12 protein-coding genes and 1 tRNA gene are annotated in these 18170 nt (G+C 41.6%); all 13 read left to right on the top strand.

Annotation, left to right across the window (positions count from 1 at the left end; all coding sequences use genetic code 11):
- The first annotated feature begins 37 nt into the window (after nt 1-37).
- The 13 genes from FTU00_RS06445 to FTU00_RS06385 all read left to right on the top strand — a co-directional run bounded on the left by FTU00_RS06445 (nt 38) and on the right by FTU00_RS06385 (nt 18008).
- Complete coding sequence (locus FTU00_RS06445; RefSeq protein ID WP_218951765.1) at nt 38-6301, top strand: Ig-like domain-containing protein; 6264 nt, start codon at nt 38-40, stop codon at nt 6299-6301.
- A gap of 150 nt (nt 6302-6451) precedes the next feature.
- Nucleotides 6452-7873, top strand: coding sequence for a cysteine--tRNA ligase (gene cysS / locus FTU00_RS06440; protein ID WP_180179360.1), 1422 nt, complete (start codon nt 6452-6454; stop codon nt 7871-7873).
- Between the two features lie 65 nt (nt 7874-7938).
- Nucleotides 7939-8014, top strand: a tRNA-Gly gene (locus FTU00_RS06435).
- 273 nt (nt 8015-8287) lie between these two features.
- Nucleotides 8288-9265 (top strand): KpsF/GutQ family sugar-phosphate isomerase, encoded by a 978-nt coding sequence (locus FTU00_RS06430; RefSeq protein ID WP_004786235.1) that lies wholly within the window; start codon nt 8288-8290, stop codon nt 9263-9265.
- Nucleotides 9266-9268: 3 nt separating this feature from the next.
- Nucleotides 9269-9808: an HAD family hydrolase gene (locus FTU00_RS06425; protein WP_034170294.1), complete on the top strand. Its 540-nt coding sequence runs from the start codon at nt 9269-9271 to the stop codon at nt 9806-9808.
- Between the two features lie 33 nt (nt 9809-9841).
- On the top strand, nt 9842-10390 hold the full coding sequence (gene lptC, locus FTU00_RS06420) for an LPS export ABC transporter periplasmic protein LptC (RefSeq protein ID WP_175967395.1): 549 nt from the start codon (nt 9842-9844) through the stop codon (nt 10388-10390).
- Entirely contained in the window at nt 10374-10940 is a 567-nt protein-coding gene (lptA, locus tag FTU00_RS06415) for a lipopolysaccharide transport periplasmic protein LptA (protein WP_159122791.1), read from the top strand. Before lptC ends, lptA begins: the two co-directional genes overlap by 17 nt.
- Nucleotides 10940-11683: an LPS export ABC transporter ATP-binding protein gene (gene lptB, locus FTU00_RS06410; RefSeq protein WP_004786227.1), complete on the top strand. Its 744-nt coding sequence runs from the start codon at nt 10940-10942 to the stop codon at nt 11681-11683. The genes lptA and lptB overlap by 1 nt, the downstream gene beginning before the upstream one ends.
- Before the next feature lie 140 nt (nt 11684-11823).
- Nucleotides 11824-13365, top strand: a complete 1542-nt coding sequence (locus tag FTU00_RS06405; protein ID WP_180179359.1) for a TolC family outer membrane protein — start codon at nt 11824-11826, stop codon at nt 13363-13365.
- The gene (locus FTU00_RS06400) at nt 13362-15500 is read left to right on the top strand and encodes a type I secretion system permease/ATPase (protein ID WP_180179358.1); all 2139 of its coding nucleotides are present in this window, start codon (nt 13362-13364) and stop codon (nt 15498-15500) included. Before FTU00_RS06405 ends, FTU00_RS06400 begins: the two co-directional genes overlap by 4 nt.
- On the top strand, nt 15497-16684 hold the full coding sequence (locus FTU00_RS06395) for an HlyD family efflux transporter periplasmic adaptor subunit (RefSeq protein WP_004786223.1): 1188 nt from the start codon (nt 15497-15499) through the stop codon (nt 16682-16684). Before FTU00_RS06400 ends, FTU00_RS06395 begins: the two co-directional genes overlap by 4 nt.
- A gap of 114 nt (nt 16685-16798) precedes the next feature.
- A complete protein-coding gene (locus FTU00_RS06390; protein WP_180179367.1) occupies nt 16799-17398 on the top strand; it encodes a YigZ family protein in 600 nt (199 codons plus the stop codon).
- Nucleotides 17391-18008: a DapH/DapD/GlmU-related protein gene (locus FTU00_RS06385; RefSeq protein WP_180179357.1), complete on the top strand. Its 618-nt coding sequence runs from the start codon at nt 17391-17393 to the stop codon at nt 18006-18008. The genes FTU00_RS06390 and FTU00_RS06385 overlap by 8 nt, the downstream gene beginning before the upstream one ends.
- Nucleotides 18009-18170: the final 162 nt, after the last annotated feature.

Here is an 18170-nt window from a genome sequence, read left to right as displayed (position 1 = left end):
TTACACTGCTGAATCATGGAAAGCTGTTCAGGATGCCTTGAAAGAAGCTGTAGGTACTAAACCTGCTGATCAAGCTGCTCTTGATAAACTGGTTTCTGAACTTGATTCTGCAATCAAAGGCCTTGAAACACCTGTAGTACCTGAACTTGTTATCTCTAAACCTGTACTGAAAGTGGAAAATGGCATTCTGACCGTTCATGCAGACGAAGAAGTTACTCTGCAAATTTCGGTTAATGGTAATCAGTTGCAAGAAGGCAAGGACTACTTTGTAAGCCAATCAGGTGATAATTTTACTGTTCTGTTCACGCCTTCATACAACAATGGCGAAAAAATTGAAGTGACTGCTGTTTATGGTGATCAGTCTGAAAAAGCTGACGCATACGCAGAAGACACTACTGCACCTGAACTTAAACCTATCAATCTTGAAAATGGCGTATTGATTGTAGAAGGTGACAACACTGCTGAATTAACTGTTCTTGTTAATGGCGAACCTTTGACTACTGGTGTGGTGGTTGAAAAAACCGACACTGGCTTCAAGGTTGCGATTGTTCCTGCACTGGAAAACGGTGAATCAGTTGCGGTTAAACTTACTGATGCGAAAGGAAATAGTGCGGTAAGTGAAACGGTTGAAGCACCAAATGTGCATGACCTGAACGATAACAATGTTGATGACAAACTTGATGCCAAACTTGCTGAATTGCTAGATAAGGCACAAGAGGAAATTGGCAAATCTGATGTTTACACTGACGCAACTCTGAAAGCTCTGCAAGATGCTGTTGCCGATGTAACTGCTAAAGAAATTAATTCTGATGCAGATGCACAAGCTCAAATCGATAAGCTGAATAATGCGATCAATGGTCTGAAAGAAATTGATCAGGCAGATAAAGATGGTAATGGCTTAACTGACGAGCAAGAAGTAGCTCTAAAAGATCTGATTACTAATGCGTTAGGCAAAGATCCATCTGCCTATACTGCTGAATCATGGAAAGCAGTTCAGGATGCCTTGAAAGAAGCGGTAGGTACAACTCCTGCGGATCAGGCTGCTTTAGACAAGCTTGTGGCTGATCTAGATGCTGCAATCAAAGGTCTTAAAGAGCCAACTGAACCTGTTGTTGATCAAAATGACAAGGACGGTAACGGTCTGTCTGATGCCAAAGAAGCAGAATTAAAAGACCTGATTACTGGTGCACTTGATCTGAACCAAGCTGATTACACTGCTGAATCATGGAAAGCTGTTCAGGATGCCTTGAAAGAAGCTGTAGGTACTAAACCTGCTGATCAAGCTGCTCTTGATAAACTGGTTTCTGAACTTGATTCTGCAATCAAAGGCCTTGAAACACCTGTAGTACCTGAACTTGTTATCTCTAAACCTGTACTGAAAGTGGAAAATGGCATTCTGACCGTTCATGCAGACGAAGAAGTTACTCTGCAAATTTCGGTTAATGGTAATCAGTTGCAAGAAGGCAAGGACTACTTTGTAAGCCAATCAGGTGATAATTTTACTATTCTGTTCACGCCTTCATACAACAATGGCGAAAGCATTGAAGTAACTGCTGTTTACGGTGATCAGTCTGCAAAAGCTGAGATCGAAGCAGAAGACACTACTGCGCCTGAACTGAAAGGCATTGAGTTGGCTGAAAATGGTGTTGTTAAGGTTACAGGCGATACTACTGCTGATCTGAAAGTGCTTGTAAATAATGAAGAGTATTCAGATTTAGATTATCTAGTTCAATATACTGATACAGGATTTGCCATTGCATTTACGCCACCTCTAGCAAATGGCGAAAAAATTGTTGTAGTTCTTGAAGATAGAAATGGCAATACATCTATAAGTAATTCTGTTACTGCTTATAAAGCTAATGATGTTGATGGTGATGGGTTATTAGATTCTCTAGAAGCAGAATTAGAGAAATTAATAGGTGATGCAACTAATGAACTTGCTAATCCTGACCATACAAACTCTTCAAAAGCAGAATTAGAATCTGTATTAAATGAAGTTGAATTAGCTACACCTAAATCTGATGCTGAACTTCAAGAGCTTATTGATGATCTTCAAGCTGCGTTAAATGCTCTTAAACCAATTGATCCATTGGATAGAAATGAAGATGGTATTCAGGATTCTTATGTGACTGAACTAGAAGAGCTTGTTGCGAAAGCACAAGATCTGTTAGAAGGACCATTTACTTCTGACTCAATCGAAGATCTTGCAAGTGTATTGCAAAATCTAGAGCAATATCCACCACAATCTAATGAAGATTATGCTCAAACTATTGCAGAACTTACAGACGCTATTGACGGTCTGGAAGTAAACCCACCAGTAGTAAATGTAGCAAATCTTGATAACGGTTATCTAATTGTTCATGCTGATGAAGCAGTTCAATTGAAATTAACTGCGAACGGTAAAGAGCTGAAAGAAGGCGAAGATTACTTTGTTTCAAAACAAGGTGACGATTTTAAAGTATTGTTTACGCCTGCTTTAAATAGTGGTGAAGATATTGAGATTACTGCGGTGTTTGGTGACAAACAGGCAACCACTCATGCCACTGCATCTGATACTGTTGCACCAGTAATTGATGATGTGATTTATGATCAGGCATCAAATAAATTAGTGGTGACAGGTGAACCTGATGCCACACTAAAAATTACTGTGAATGGTAATACTCTTGAGCCTAATACTTATCAGGTGAAAGAAAATAATGGTACTTACATTGTTCAATTACCATTACCTGCATATAACAATGGTGAAAAAATTGCCGTTCAAATGTTTGATAAAGCAGGAAATGGTTCTGAAATTGTAGATCAATACGCTCAAGGCGGTTCTGATGTACCTGTAACAAAGTTCATTTCTGATGATGGTCGTATTGTTTCAGGTAAAGTCACCCCTAATGCAAAAGTCCTTGTTGAATATGAAGGTGGTTCTGAAATTGTTGTAGCTGATGCTCAAGGTAACTTTGAAGCTACACTTGCAACTCCGCTAGTGGATGGTAAAAAAGTTACAGTTACAGAAATTAGCGCGGGTCAGATTAAAGAAGTAACTGAACTTACATACTTTGATAAGGCTGTGTTGATTGATGAACCTGAAATCGCTGATGACGGTAAATCAGTTGTGGTACATGGTGAGCCTAATGCAAAAGTTGTGATCACTCATGAAGGTAAGGTTATCGGTACAGGCGAGATTCTTGCTGATGGTACGGCTGTTATTGACTTGAGTAAAACATTACTGAACGGCAACCAAATCACTTTATCTTATGAAGATGCCAAAGGTAACAAAGCATCGAACTCAGCAACTTATATTGATGCTTTAGCGCCTGAATTGAGCGATGTTGTTCTAGTTCAGAAGGCTTACACATTCCGTGATGATATTAATGGTTTGCAAAAACTAGAATTCTCACTTGAAGGTGTTCCATCTGATGCAGTTGCTAAGTCTGTAGCTATTGGTGGAATTGAAGCAGCTTACCAACCGTCAACTGGTACATGGGTTGCATATTTGCCAAGCTCTGTTGTTCTTGCAGGTCGTGACGGTGATTTAGGTAACTTAGATGTTGTTGTTAAGATGACTGATGCATCAGGCTTAGAAAGCACTAAAGCATTAGAATTCACTTATGGTATGAAGAGCATCTATCCTGAAACTGTCTTCGAAAAAGACATTTATGCAGGTTTAAATTTAGCTGTAACTGCCACTAAAATTGATACTTCTGATGAAGATAAATTTAAAGACGTTGGTGGTGGTTTAGCTGATATTGGTGCAGGAAGTGTATTAGGTGCTGATATTGCTGCATCTTCCGCAAGTATCAAGTTCACAATTGAGCCTAATACTACTTGGGATTTTGACGTAAAACTCTCAGCAAATGGTTTGCTTGGTGGTACTGGTGTAAAAATCCTGATCCAAGAAAAAGTGTATCAAGCTGATGGTTCATACAATTGGGTTGATACAACTATTGCAAGTGGTTCTGTAGGTGGTGCACTCTTCATTGGTAATAGTATTACTGTACCAGTAACACAATTAGGTTCAGGTGAGTATAAGGTTACTGCTGTACCAACAGTAGGTCTTGCTTTGGGTCAATTCTTGACTATCCAAATGACAAATGCTTGGAAGTATGATTGGACTAAAGGCATTCGAGTTGATGTTGATAATCCAATTAACTACACAGGGGATGTTTTTGTTGAAATTGCCGACCTTAAATTTGGCCAAGAAGATTTACCGCCTAATTTAAGTGATTATCAAGTCACTAAAGTTTACTTCAATGGTGAATGGACAAGTGTTGATAGCGATAAGCAATTAACGTTAATCAAAGGTCAATACGGTAATCTGTATATTAGTCAGGATGGTTCTTACGAGTACAAACCAAACACTGACAAGGCAGAGAATGTTGGCTCAATCGACAACTTCACTATTGTCTTTAATAATGCCCATAGCGTAGCTGATGGTGATCAATATTCTGAGTATGGCTATGAAATTGCTGTTCAGATTGAAAGCCCACAAGTGGATCTAAATAAAGACACAATTGCTCAAAAACAGAATGTTAGCGAAGGTAAAACTATCGTTACCACCGATGATGTAAACGTAGCTAAGATTGCTTCTAAAAATAAAGAAGTACGTGACGAAACAGTTACTTTTGTCAAAGAGCAACAGTCTTTAGTTTTAAATGATGGTTCTAGTTTTGCAAACGCTACAAAAGGTGACGAGTATTTTGTTAAATTCACGGTAAACAATCTACCTAAGCAAACGTTACCTGATAACACTGTAGAGCCATCTCAAAACTTCATCTCATTGATGAATAAGACGACTGCCATTGACCGTGAATTCACAGTTGTTGTTGCTCGTACTTACATGAAAGATGGTGTAGAAAAAACCGAATATCTGAACCTTACATTAGATTCAAAAAACAATGTAATTAATTCAGGTGTTCAGAATGCAACTTCTAAAGATCTTGCATCTAGTATTACGCTTTCTGCTGACAAGTTACTTGCCTTAACAGATCTGCTTGATGGTAACTACACTGTTTATTTTGTTCGTGGTTCAGGTACGGCAACAACTGCTACTATCGAAATGACAGCAAAAGGAACTGATGTAATTAATCCGATTGTTGGTAAAGGTGCGCCAGTTGAAAACACTGGTTCTAAAATTGAAACGACGAATAGCAGTCTTTTTGATTTCGAAATCGTTGGTACTGGTGTTCAAGGGGTGTTCCAAGCTGCAAAAGTATCTAATGGTGCTTTAAAAACAGATTGGGAATTATTGAAATTCAACCCTGAAACCAATAAGTACGATGTTATTCAATCAGGTTCAGTTTCATCAGGTGATCCACTGTTTATTACAGGTCTTGATCAAGGTAAATACCAAGTTAAGTTTAAAAACTCAGCTACTTTAACTGATGTAAGTGTAATCACAATTCATGAACATGAGTATATGGTAGATGAATCTGTTGAACTGGCTGTAAGTAAGGGGTATCTGCTTGCTAACGATAAATACGATAGCAACACCAATAAACTTACTATGGTAAATCAGGATGGATCTTTAACAGAGATTCAAGGTGGTTTAACGGCAGGTACTTATTCAGGTAAGGTTACTGTAGTTGAAACAGTGATCGAAAATAATGTGGCAACAGATGTTACAAAAGTAAAAGATGTAACAGCCACTAAGATTGAAGGTAAGTATGGTGATCTGTACGTGTGGTCTAATGGCTACTATGAGTATCTTCCTTCTAAAGTGACTGATCTCACTGCAATTGGTAAAGAAGATGTATTCACTTATCGCCTGACAGCATTAAATGGTGATTATGTTGATACAACTTTAACAATCACTATTGGTTCTGATTCAATCGAACAATTACCTGAGAATGGCACTGATAGTCAGTTGATCGGTAGAACTAACTATGATGATGTTCTCATTGGTAATGAGCTGAACAACTTGATTAAAGGTATGGGTGGTAACGATACACTGATTTATAAAGTATTGGCTGACAACCATACTGGCGGTAATGGTCAAGATATTTGGACTGACTTCGCGTTAGGTAATTCTGCAAATGATGAAGCAGATGGTATCGACCTAAGCGAGTTGCTTGTAGAATTCGACAGCACAAAAGTAGATCAATTTGTTAACCTTGATTTCTTGGGTGGTGAGAAGAATACAGCAGTATTGTCGGTTGACCGCGATGGTGAAGGTGATAAATATCAAATGACTGAGTTATTAACACTTCATATTCAGGATAGTGCAACTGCCAAGTATCTTGAAAATGCTGATGCAAGTAACTTTGATCTACTCAAAATCTTAATGGAAAACAACCAAATCATTTTCTAATCAAAATTTAGAAAATTGTTTTAAAAAATCCTCAGCTTTGGCTGGGGATTTTTTTATAAGTAAAGCTATAAAAACTTTTCTTAAAACTTTATGAAAAATAATGCTTAGGTTAAGATGAGCCATCATTTGTAAAAGCATTCTAGAAGACCTATGCAACCATTTGTTCTATATAACTCAGAGCAACGTAAAAAAGTAGAATTTGTGCCTCGTAAAGAAGGTCAGATTGATCTGTATGTCTGTGGGATGACGGTCTATGACTACTGTCATATCGGACATGCACGTACCGTGGTTGCATTTGACTATATTATCCGTTTTCTGCGCAGTCAGGGCTGGAAAGTAAAATATGTCCGTAATATCACTGACATTGACGACAAGATTATTAAACGTGCCAATGAAAATGGGGAAAGCATTTCATCACTGACCAGCCGTTTTATTGATGCCATGAATGAAGACTTCGCCAAGTTAGGCTGTCTTGCACCGGATGAAGCACCAAAAGCCACTGATTACATCAAGCAAATGCAAAACATGATTGGGACGTTGGTGGAAAAAGGGACTGCATATCCGGCAAATAATGGTGATGTTTACTTCGAGGTTGAAAAATTCGCCAAATACGGCCGTCTCTCAGGTCGTAAACTGGAAGATATGCAGGCAGGGGCTTCTGAACGTGTAGACGTCGAAGTTGAGAAAAAACACCCATTCGATTTTGTGTTGTGGAAACATGCCAAAGAAAATGAACCTTCCTGGGCTTCACCATGGGGCAATGGTCGTCCAGGCTGGCATATTGAATGTTCAGCCATGTCTACCTGCTGCCTGGGCAATCATTTTGATATTCATGGTGGCGGTGCTGACTTAAGCTTCCCGCATCATGAAAATGAGATTGCACAGTCTGAAGCAGCGACAGGTGAACAGTATGTGAACTACTGGATGCATGCCGGCTTCATCAATGTTGATGGCGAAAAAATGTCGAAGTCTTTGGGTAACTTCTTCACCATCCGTGATGTGATTGAAAAATTCCATCCAGAAGTGGTGCGTTACTTTATCGTATCTTCACATTACCGCAGCCCGGTGAACTATTCAGATGTAGCTTTAAAAGAAGCAAAAAATACGCTGATGCGTTTCTATCATTCTTTTAAAGCTTATCAAGCGGTATATGGTGAGCAAGTTGTTGAAACTTTAGATCAAAGCTTTGTTGAGCGTTTTAATACGGCAATGCGAGATGACTTTAATACACCAGAAGCCATTGCAGTATTGTTTGAACTGAATAAAGAGCTGAACCGTGCAGTAAAAGATCAGAATCAGGAACAGGCTACAGTTTATTATTCTACTCTGCGCCATCTCACCAATATTCTGGGTCTGGTACAGCACAATGTCGACGAATTCTTGAAGTCTGATATTGGTCAGGAAGCTTTAGACCTGTCAGAAGAGCAGATTGAAGATCTCATCCAGCAACGTAAAGATGCCAAAAAAGAGAAAAACTTTGCTCGTGCTGATGAAATCCGCCAGTCTTTATTAGACCAAGGGGTGGTGCTGGAAGATACCCGTCAAGGAACTGTATGGCGTCGTGCTGATTAATTCGACAGTTGAATCGATAGAGAGTTGACAGTTAGCAGAAACTCTCTATAATTCACTCCCATATTGCGGGAATAGCTCAGTTGGTAGAGCACAACCTTGCCAAGGTTGGGGTCGCGAGTTCGAGTCTCGTTTCCCGCTCCAAAATTCAAAAAACCCTGATCGGAAGATTGGGGTTTTTTATTGCCTACGCAAAATAAAAAGGACAACCAGAACTGATTTACCTAATGAAATTCTAAATAATGAAGAGCTTTCGGTCAGGGAAATTTCAAAACATTCTGTTTAAGTTTTATGAAAAGCTCTACATTTTGAAACCTGCTATTTGCATAGATATGATAAAATTGCGAAAATTATTTTTTGCTAGAATGAGTCAACTCTGTATAGAGTTAAGGTAAACCTACTTTGAACCCACCAAATATGCCAAATCAAATAGACTTCCAGAAAGTTGCACTTGAAACCTTGCGTATCGAAGAACAAGCATTACAGATTTTAGCCACGCAGATTGATGAGCGTTTTAGTCAGGCATGTGAAATTATCCTGCAGTGTAAAGGTCGTCTGGTGATTACCGGGATGGGGAAATCCGGGCATATTGGCCGTAAAATGGCGGCAACTTTTGCTTCTACGGGCACGCCTTCATTTTTTATGCATCCAGGTGAGGCAGGGCATGGTGATCTTGGGATGCTGGTACCGGGTGATGTACTGATTGCCATTTCAAACTCAGGCAAAAGCGATGAAATCATGATGCTGATGCCTCTGATCAAGCGTCTGGAAATTCCCTTAATTACCATTAGTGGTGATGCTAAAGGCCCAATGCCACAAAATGCTGATGTGGCTTTAACTCTGGGTCATCTTCAGGAAGCCTGTCCACTTGGTCTGGCACCGACTTCGAGTACAACGGCAACTTTAGCGCTGGGTGATGCACTAGCTGTCGCTCTTCTGGATGCACGGGGTTTTACTGCTGACGATTTTGCCTTGTCACATCCAGCAGGTGCCTTGGGTAAACGCTTATTGCTGCATGTAAAACATCTCATGCATACAGGTTCAGAATTGCCAAAAGTGTCACCAGATACACCGATGAATCAAGTTTTATACGAGATTTCAAATAAACGCCTAGGTTTAACCACAATTGTGGATCAAAATGACCTTCTGCTGGGTATTTTCACTGATGGTGACTTGCGCCGACTGATCGACAAGCAGCAAGGTTTTGATGTCAATTTACCGATTCAGGAAGTGATGACCAAAAATCCGCTGACGATTTCTCAGGAAGCACGTGCTGTCGTTGCACTGGAAAAAATGAACGAACGTAAAATTAATCAATTTGTAGTGGTTGATGATGCCAATAAAGTTATTGGTGTAATTAGTATGCATGACCTGATTCAGGCTGGGGTAAATTAATAAATGGCATCTTATGTATTATTAGAGCAGGCACGTCATATTGAGGCACTGGTACTTGATGTAGATGGTATTTTAAGCGACGGTTTTGTTACATTGACCAATACGGGTGATGAGATCAAGTCTTTTGATATCCGTGATGGGCTGGGTATGAAACTGGTACAGCAAGCCGGAATCAAAGTGATCATTATCACTGGACGTCAAAGCAATATCGTACAAAAACGTATGTCGGATTTAGGTGTAGATCTGGTTTATCAGGGCCGCGAAGATAAAGGGACTGCTTTACGTGAAGCTTGTACTCAGCTCAATATCGACCCTGAAGACTGTTTATACATGGGTGATGACTGGCCTGATCTGTCTGCCTTCGCGATTGCTGGCATGAAAGTGACTGTTCCAAACGGCCATGTTGAAGTACGTCGTCGTGCTGATCTGGTAACGCAGGCCTATGGTGGTCGTGGTGCGGTACGCGAGATTTGTGACATGTTACTGATGTCCAAAGGTAAGTACCAAGAGTTACTTGAAAAATATACTCGTGCGCCTTATTAATAAGTCATACATCCTGGATTAAGTACACCGCTTATGGACACTAGAGTTTTATATCTTACGGCTATTATCATTGCCGCAATAAGTGGTGGTTATTACTATTACAGCGGTAAAGGCAACAAGTTGCAGACTGATTCTGCACGTAGCATGACCTATTCTGCGAATAATATTAACTTAACCCAAACTGATGAAAAGGGCATGTTGTCTGTTCGTGCCCAGGTCGACCAGCTTGAACAAAACCTGCAGCTAGAGACTTCAAGTCTCAAAAATCTGCAGGCAACGACCTATAAAGACGGTCAGGTTGATGCGACATTCTTTGCCAAACAGGGCAACGGTTATGATGACAATACAAAAGTTGTACTTTCTCAAGAAGTGCTGGCGACCAAGATCATGCAAAATGGAAAAATGCAGTTCCGTACCGAGGAGCTGACCGCTTTTCCAAAAACACGTGAAATTGAAACCGATAAAACTGTCATTGTTGAATCTCCACAGGCTGAATTTATCAGTCAGGGCCTAAAAGCCAATCTTAATGATGGTCAATACGAATTCTTTAATATTCGAGGAAAGTATGAACCAAATTCCTAGAGCTAAAATGATGAAAACTTTCCTTAAGCGCGCTGCGTTGTTAAGTCTGGTTGCATTGGGTTCAGCCACTGCGTTTGCATTGCCATCTGACCGTAATCAGCCGATTACCTTATTAGCTGACCGTGCGACTTTTAATGAGCGTACTGGAGTCACCACTTATTCGGGTAATGTCATCATTGAACAGGGCACCATGAAATTGCAAGCCAATTCAATTGTGGCGAATCTGAATAATAAAAAACAGATCAGCCTGATTACGGCAACAGGTAGCCCGGCTCAATTTCAGCAGAAAGTTGATCCTGCCAAAGGTTTGGCCAAAGGTCAGGCACAGAAAATTGTCTATAATGCGGAAACCGGGATTATTACCCTATCTGGAAATGCCTACTTGCAGCAAGATGGCGCTAGTATCCGTGGTAATACACTGAAATACAGCATGAATAAAGGCGATATTGAAGCAACAGGTACACCAAATAAAACCGGTTCAGCAGCAGGTCGTGTACAAATCGTGATTCCGCCTTCATCTTCGAAATCCTTTCCGGGAGCACGTGATTAATGGCACAGACGCATCAGGTTCAAACTTTAACCATTAAGCATCTGGCGAAAAATTATAGTAAACGCTGGGTAGTCAAGGACGTTTCCTTCAGTATGGAAAGTGGGCAGATTGTTGGGCTTTTAGGGCCTAATGGTGCAGGTAAAACTACCAGTTTCTATATGGTGGTGGGTCTGGTGCGTATGGACAAGGGTGAAATCCATCTGGATGATCTCGATTTGTCTGACTTGGCAATGCATGAACGTGCGCGAAAAGGGATTGGCTATTTACCTCAGGAAGCTTCTATTTTTAGAAAACTAACCATTTCTGAAAATATTATGGCGATTCTGGAAACCCGTAAGGATTTAAGCAAAGCTCAGCGTCAACAACGTTTAGCCGAATTACTAGCAGACTTTAAAATTACCCATATTAAAGATTCATTGGGTATGAGTGTTTCGGGTGGTGAACGTCGTCGTGCTGAAATTGCTCGTGCTTTGGCGGCCGACCCAAAATTCATGTTATTGGATGAACCTTTTGCCGGGGTTGACCCGATTTCAGTGGGCGATATTAAAGATATTATTACGACGCTGAAAGATCGTGGAATTGGGGTATTGATTACCGATCATAACGTTCGTGAAACTTTGGCCATCTGTGAACATGCCTATATTGTCAGCGAAGGTTCAGTCATTGCTGAAGGCACGGCACAAGAAATTCTGGCCAATGAAACGGTACGTAAAGTTTATCTGGGTGATGACTTTACTGTATAGAAAATTTTCATTATCAGAAAAACCCGCATTAAGACTTTAGTCGTCAAATGCGGTTTTTTTTTACTTAACTTAAGACGAAAAAGCTATCTTTTTGTATGATTTGATATATTGTTAGGCTAAAACACGAAACATTCATTATTATGCAATTTAGGGTGCAGCACTTAAAAAATGTTCAGGGGATAATAGATAAAAATAAGGGGATATGGATCATTCTTCTTTTACCTTTATCTGTGCCATTCGTACATGCAGAAAATTCACAGAATTATTTTAATAATATTAAAAGTGGGTTAGGAAAACTGATTGCTCCAGAGCCAACGCGATCAGCGCAGACGATTGATATTAGCTCACTGAGTCAGTACTCACTGGATACCTCAAAAGTAGCCGAACTGCCACAGATTAGTCGGCCGCAGCAGGGACAATCTTCAATTCGACCTATAAATGCTGGTATTCCTGCAAAAATGAGTCTGATTGAGGCGGTTCATACAGCAGTTCAGCGTCGTCCGGAAATTGCCCAGAGTATTTCGTCTTTATCTGCACAGGCAGCCAATATTGATGTGGCCAAAGCAGCCTATTATCCGCAGTTATCTGGCGGTGTAGGTACCGGAGATTTGACCTCAGGTGAACGTGGACGTCAGGTGGTTTCTCTGAATGCAACCCAGATGCTATATGACTTTGGCAAGATTAAAACCAATGTCAGTGTTGAAGAGGCGAGACTGGCAGAAGATCAGGCAAGAGTATTGGTAAGCCTGGATCAGGTTGCATTAGAGGTGGCGGATGCCATCGTCAATATTAAACGCTATCAGGAAATTACCAAGATTGCCGAACAGCAGATTCAGGGTATCGCACGGATTGCAGAAATTGCCAATTTACGTGCCCGCGCCGGGATTAGCACACAGGCCGATCCGGTTCAGGCGCAGTCCAATCTGGAAGCTGCACAATCTAACCTGATTGTGCAACAGACCCAGTTAAGACAATATCAGCAACGTCTGCGAACATTATTGGGATTTGATGTCTCTGCAATCCAATGGGAAATTCCAGATCGTATCGTAACCCAGGCTGATCTTTATCAGGATCCTGAATTTACTCAGATTCCCAGTATGATCCTGGCACATTCAGGGGTAGATGTAGCTCGATTGCAAAAAGATCAGGCACGTTTAAGCCGTTATCCGACCATTAATCTGAAAGGTAGCTTAAGTCAGGCAGTCAATGGTCGAAATCCAAATAATAATGAAGATGATGGCTTTTATAATTCAATTATGATTGAAGCCAGCAGCAATTTTTATCAGGGGGGCGCTGTTCGGTCTCAGGCACGTGCTGCCAGTTATGCCGAAGAAGCGGCACGCGCACAGGTCAATACCGTTTATCTGGATGTGCTGGATCAGGTTCGCTTAATCCGGGAACAGATTGAAAATAAACAAAGACAAATGGATGTCCTGGCTCAGCGCCGTGAAACCACGGTACGAACCAAAGAGCTATATCAAGAACAATATAAATTGGGCACACGGACTGTAGTGGATTTATTAAACGCAGAACAGGCTATTCACAGCGCAGCACAGGAAATTGAATCAGCGCGCTATGACATCTATTCGGCAATTGTGCAATACATTCAGGTGACAGGTCGTACACGGGATATTTACGCGCTTAACCGTATTTCTATTCAGGGGTTTGAAGTTCAGCCATGAGTACTACAATAAATTATCAACCGTGGCTTCAGGCAGTTTTAAATATTGCCAAGCATTATCGGATCGAACCATCTGAGGAGCGCATTCGTCTGCAACTGGACTGGAACCAGCATCATGACATTGATGAAATGCTCAAGATTGTTAGCCGTCAGATGGGATTAAATGTCCGCAAAAATAAATTTGATAGCAGTCTGCTGAATCCCTGGCGTTTGCCCTTATTGGTTGAATTTGATAGCGGAGATGTCGGTGTTATTGAACGTATCGACACACAAGGTAATGTCAGTGTACAACTGAGTGGTGATGCCGGTTTATCGCAAAGTTTTACCATCGAGCAGTTAGAAACAGGTGCGAAGCATGTTTATATCCTGCGACCAGAGTCTTCTGTGCCGGATGCGCGTGTCGACGAATACATCAAGCCCTTTGAGAAAAACTGGTTCTGGTCAATTGTTCTTAAAGACTGGAAACGCTATATCGATGTGATGTTTGCCTCTTTAATCGCCAATATTCTGGCTTTGGCAACGATTGTCTTCTCGATGAACGTTTATGACCGTGTCATTCCTTCACAATCGATTCCTACTTTATGGGTGTTGGCCGGCGGTGTACTGATTGCGGCGATTTTCGAGTTTGTATTGCGGGTATCCCGTATTTATCTTTCAGACATTATTGGTAAACGGGCTGACCTGAAAATATCTGACCGGGTATTTGGGCATTCCTTAAGAATTAAAAACAGTGAGCGTTCCAAATCGACCGGAACGTTTATTTCGCAGATTCGTGAACTCGAAGGTGTGCGTGAACTGGTCACTTCAACTACTGTGACGGCTATTGCAGATCTGCCATTCTTCTTCCTGTTCCTGGGGATCTTCTGGATTATTGGCGGCAACCTGTTCTGGGTTATGCTATTGGTAGTACCACTCATGATTCTTCCAGGGATTCTGGCGCAGAAAAAACTGGCTAAGTTGGCACAGTTAGGAATGCGTGAATCTGCGATCCGTAATGCTTTATTAGTGGAAGCCGTACAAGGGATTGAAGATATCAAGCTGTTAAGAGCTGAAACCCGCTTCCAGAACCAATGGAATCATATGAATGAAGTCTCTGCTGATGTCAGCATGCAACAACGTAAAATTGTTGGCTTAATGACAGCATGGACTCAAAAAATTCAGGGACTCACCTTTGCCATTGTGGTCTTGGTGGGTGCATTTGCAGTAATGGATGGTGAGATGACGACAGGTGCTTTAGTTGCCTGTTCGATTTTATCATCACGGATGCTGGCACCCATTTCACAAATCACTGGTGTCTTGGGGCGTTTACAACAAGCCAAAGTGGCTAAAGGCGGTCTGGATGAATTGATGAAAAAACCGGTGGATCAACCGGACTATTCACATCTGATTCACCGTCCTGTATTGGATGGTCATTATGACCTGAGTGGCGTGGTATTCAAATACGGCGATGATGATCCCAAACCGAGTCTGGTCATTCCAAAACTGGAAATTAAGCCAGGTGAAAAAATTGCAATTCTGGGCCGTAACGGTGCAGGTAAATCGACGCTGTTACAACTGTTGTCGAGCATGCAAACCCCAGCACAGGGTAAGGTCAAACTGGATGGTATTGATCTGACCCTGATAGATCCTTCAGATGTACGCCGTGATATGGGCCTGCTCAATCAGAATTCACAACTCTTTTACGGTAGTATTCGTGAAAACCTGACTTTGGGTGCACCGCTCGCTACGGATCAACAGATTCTGGAAGCCTTACAAATCACTGGTGCACTTAACTTTGTTCAAGAGAAAAAAGAAGGTCTGGATCATATCATTCTGGAAGGTGGAGTGGGCTTCTCGGGTGGACAGCGTCAAGCCTTATTACTCGCACGACTCCTGATCCGCCAGCCTAAAATTTTGTTGTTAGATGAGCCAACTGCAGCGATTGATGATGTTTCAGAAAAGCAGTTAATTGATCATCTGAAAGGGTATCTGTCCCATCGTACACTGGTAGTGGCAACGCATCGTCGCGCCGTACTGGAGTTAGTTGACCGTATTCTCGTGGTCAATGATGGCAAAATTGTCATGGATGGTCCACGAGACCAAATATTAAATCAGTCACAGGTAGGAACTAAACGGGTCGTGGGAGCAAGCGCATGAGTGAACCACAAACATTAACGCGTTCAAACAAAGTGAGCTTTCAGGAACCGCCATTACCTAAATCTAGTCTGATTATCTGGATTGTGGGCATTGGCTTGTTAATTCTATTGACATGGGCCTGGCTATTTAAACTGGAAGAGGTCTCGACCGGTACGGGTAAAGTCATTCCATCTTCCAAAGAACAGGTGATTCAGTCTCTGGAGGGCGGCATTCTAACCAAGTTAAATGTTAAAGAAGGCGAGATTGTAGAACGTGGCCAAGTCTTGGCTCAGCTTGATCCAACCCGCTTTGAATCAAATGTCGGTGAATCAGAATCCTTACTAATCGCTTCACGTGCGACTTCCGCCCGTTTACGTGCAGAAGTGAGTGGTACGCCATTGTCTTTCCCTGAAGAAGTGCTGAAATATCCGAAACTGGTTAAAGAAGAAACCGCACTGTATCAGTCACGTCGTGCCAATCTGGAAGAATCTCTTGCCGGCTTGCAACAGGCATTGGTACTGGTACAACAGGAACTGGAAATGACCGCGCCATTGGTGGCTAAAGGGGCAGCCAGTGAAGTTGAAGTTTTACGGTTGAAGCGAGAAGCCAATGACCTGCGTAACCAGATGAATGATATTCGTAACCAGTACTATGTTAAAGCACGGGAAGAACTTTCCAAAGCCAATACTGATGTGGAAACTCAGCAACAGGTGGTACGCGGCAAGTCAGATACCTTGAACCGGACCATTTTTAAATCCCCAGTTCGTGGCGTGGTCAAAGAAATTGATGTCATGACTTTGGGTGGAGTGGTACCACAAAATGGCAAGCTGATGACCATCGTGCCTCTGGACGAGAAATTACTGGTTGAAGCCCGAATTTCACCACGTGATATTGCTTTTATCCGTCCTGATCAGGAAGCACTGGTGAAGATTACTGCCTATGATTACTCGATTTATGGCGGTCTAAAAGGTAAAGTGACCGTGATTTCGCCAGATACCTTGCGGGATGAAGTCAAACAGGATCAGTTCTACTATCGTGTGTATATCCGTACCGATAGTGACAAATTGAGAAATGCCGCCGGGCAGGAGTTTAATATCACACCAGGTATGGTGGCCTCTGTTGACATTCGTACCGGCGCAAAAACGGTAATGGACTATCTGATCAAGCCATTCAACAAGGCTAAAGAAGCATTGCGTGAACGTTAAATTTAAAAGTAATTAATAAAATTAAATTGAATCAAGCCTCTCGTTTAGAGAGGCTTTTTCTTTGCCCCATCAAAACAGGTATACTGCACAGGTGAAATTTGAATGCCTGAAGTTATGCCATTTACCATTGCCAGCCTTGTCAGTTTTGAGGAAGACATCAAAAAAAGCCGATTTCAGGCCTTTGCCACACCTGTAGAAAATGAGCAGGATGTGAAGGATTTTCTGGAGGTCTATCGTGATCCGACCACCACTCATCAATGCTGGGCCTGGAAAATCGGTCATCATGTACGCTTTAATGATGATGGTGAGCCATCGGGTACCGCTGGCCGACCGATCCTCGCGACTATTGAAGGCAATGAGCTAACCAATGTACTGGTACTGGTGAATCGCTGGTATGGCGGTATTAAATTAGGCACCGGCGGACTGGTCCGTGCCTATGGCGGCTGTGCTGGACAATGTTTGTTATTAGCTGAAAAAATTGAGCTGATTGAAAAGAAAAAGGTCGAATTTGCTTGCCAGTTTAATGAGTGGGCGATCTTTCAGTATGAGTTGAATCAGCAGCAGATTGACTATCAGGAAGAATATTCGGCTGAAGGCGTACAGGTTCAGGCACAATTCCAGAAACATCAGATTGAACCTTTTGCTTTAAAAATTCAGGATGTCACTCGCGGTCGTAAACAATTAAAAATCATAGAAGAAGCCACAGATGACTGAACAAGATCCATTACTGAAATATCGCGAGCAGCATAAACATCGTCTGAACTATATGCCTTGGCTATATTGGTCCTTAAAACCGAAGAATCGTGGTTGGGCTGAAGCTTGGCAGAAAGAATATCAGGCCTATTTGATGGAGATGGAAACAGTTGAGATTGGCGAAAACTGTTTTATTTCGCCGTTGGCGCATATCTTTGCTGAGCCGGGTCGTAAAATTAGTATCGGAGATAATACCTTTATTGCGGCAGATTGTACGCTACATGGTCCTTTGGAGATAGGGAGCGAAGTTGCAATCAATCATCACTGTATTCTGGATGGTGGTCGGGTTGGGATTAAACTGCATGATCAGGTACGCATCGCAGCCTATTGTCATCTTTATGCCTTTGATCATGGGATGGAATTGGATCAGCCGATTTATCAGCAGCCAGTCAGGTCCAAAGGAATTGAGATTGGTCGGGATGTCTGGTTAGGTGCCAATGTTGGCATTAAAGATGGGGTGAAAATTGCCGATCAGGCGATTATAGGGATGAATAGCATGGTCACGAAGGATATTGAAGCGCGTGCAATTGTCGCCGGAAATCCGGCAAAATTGATTCGATATCGGGATTAAAATAGTAAAAAAGGTGCTTGGAAAAAGGATTTATATCAAGCGCTTAATATTAGGTAAAGGTCTTATCACATCACATAAAAGTTAACATATTTCAATTCAAGCCTTACAGATTTCAGTGCACATTTACTAATGCTTGTGCTAAGTTAAAAATAACTAAGAAAT

This window comes from Acinetobacter sp. YH12041 (assembly GCF_013419975.1).
In the GTDB taxonomy this organism is placed as follows: domain Bacteria; phylum Pseudomonadota; class Gammaproteobacteria; order Pseudomonadales; family Moraxellaceae; genus Acinetobacter.
The sequence above is the reverse complement of the archived record's forward strand: the minus strand, read 5'-3'. Positions and strand labels throughout refer to the sequence as shown.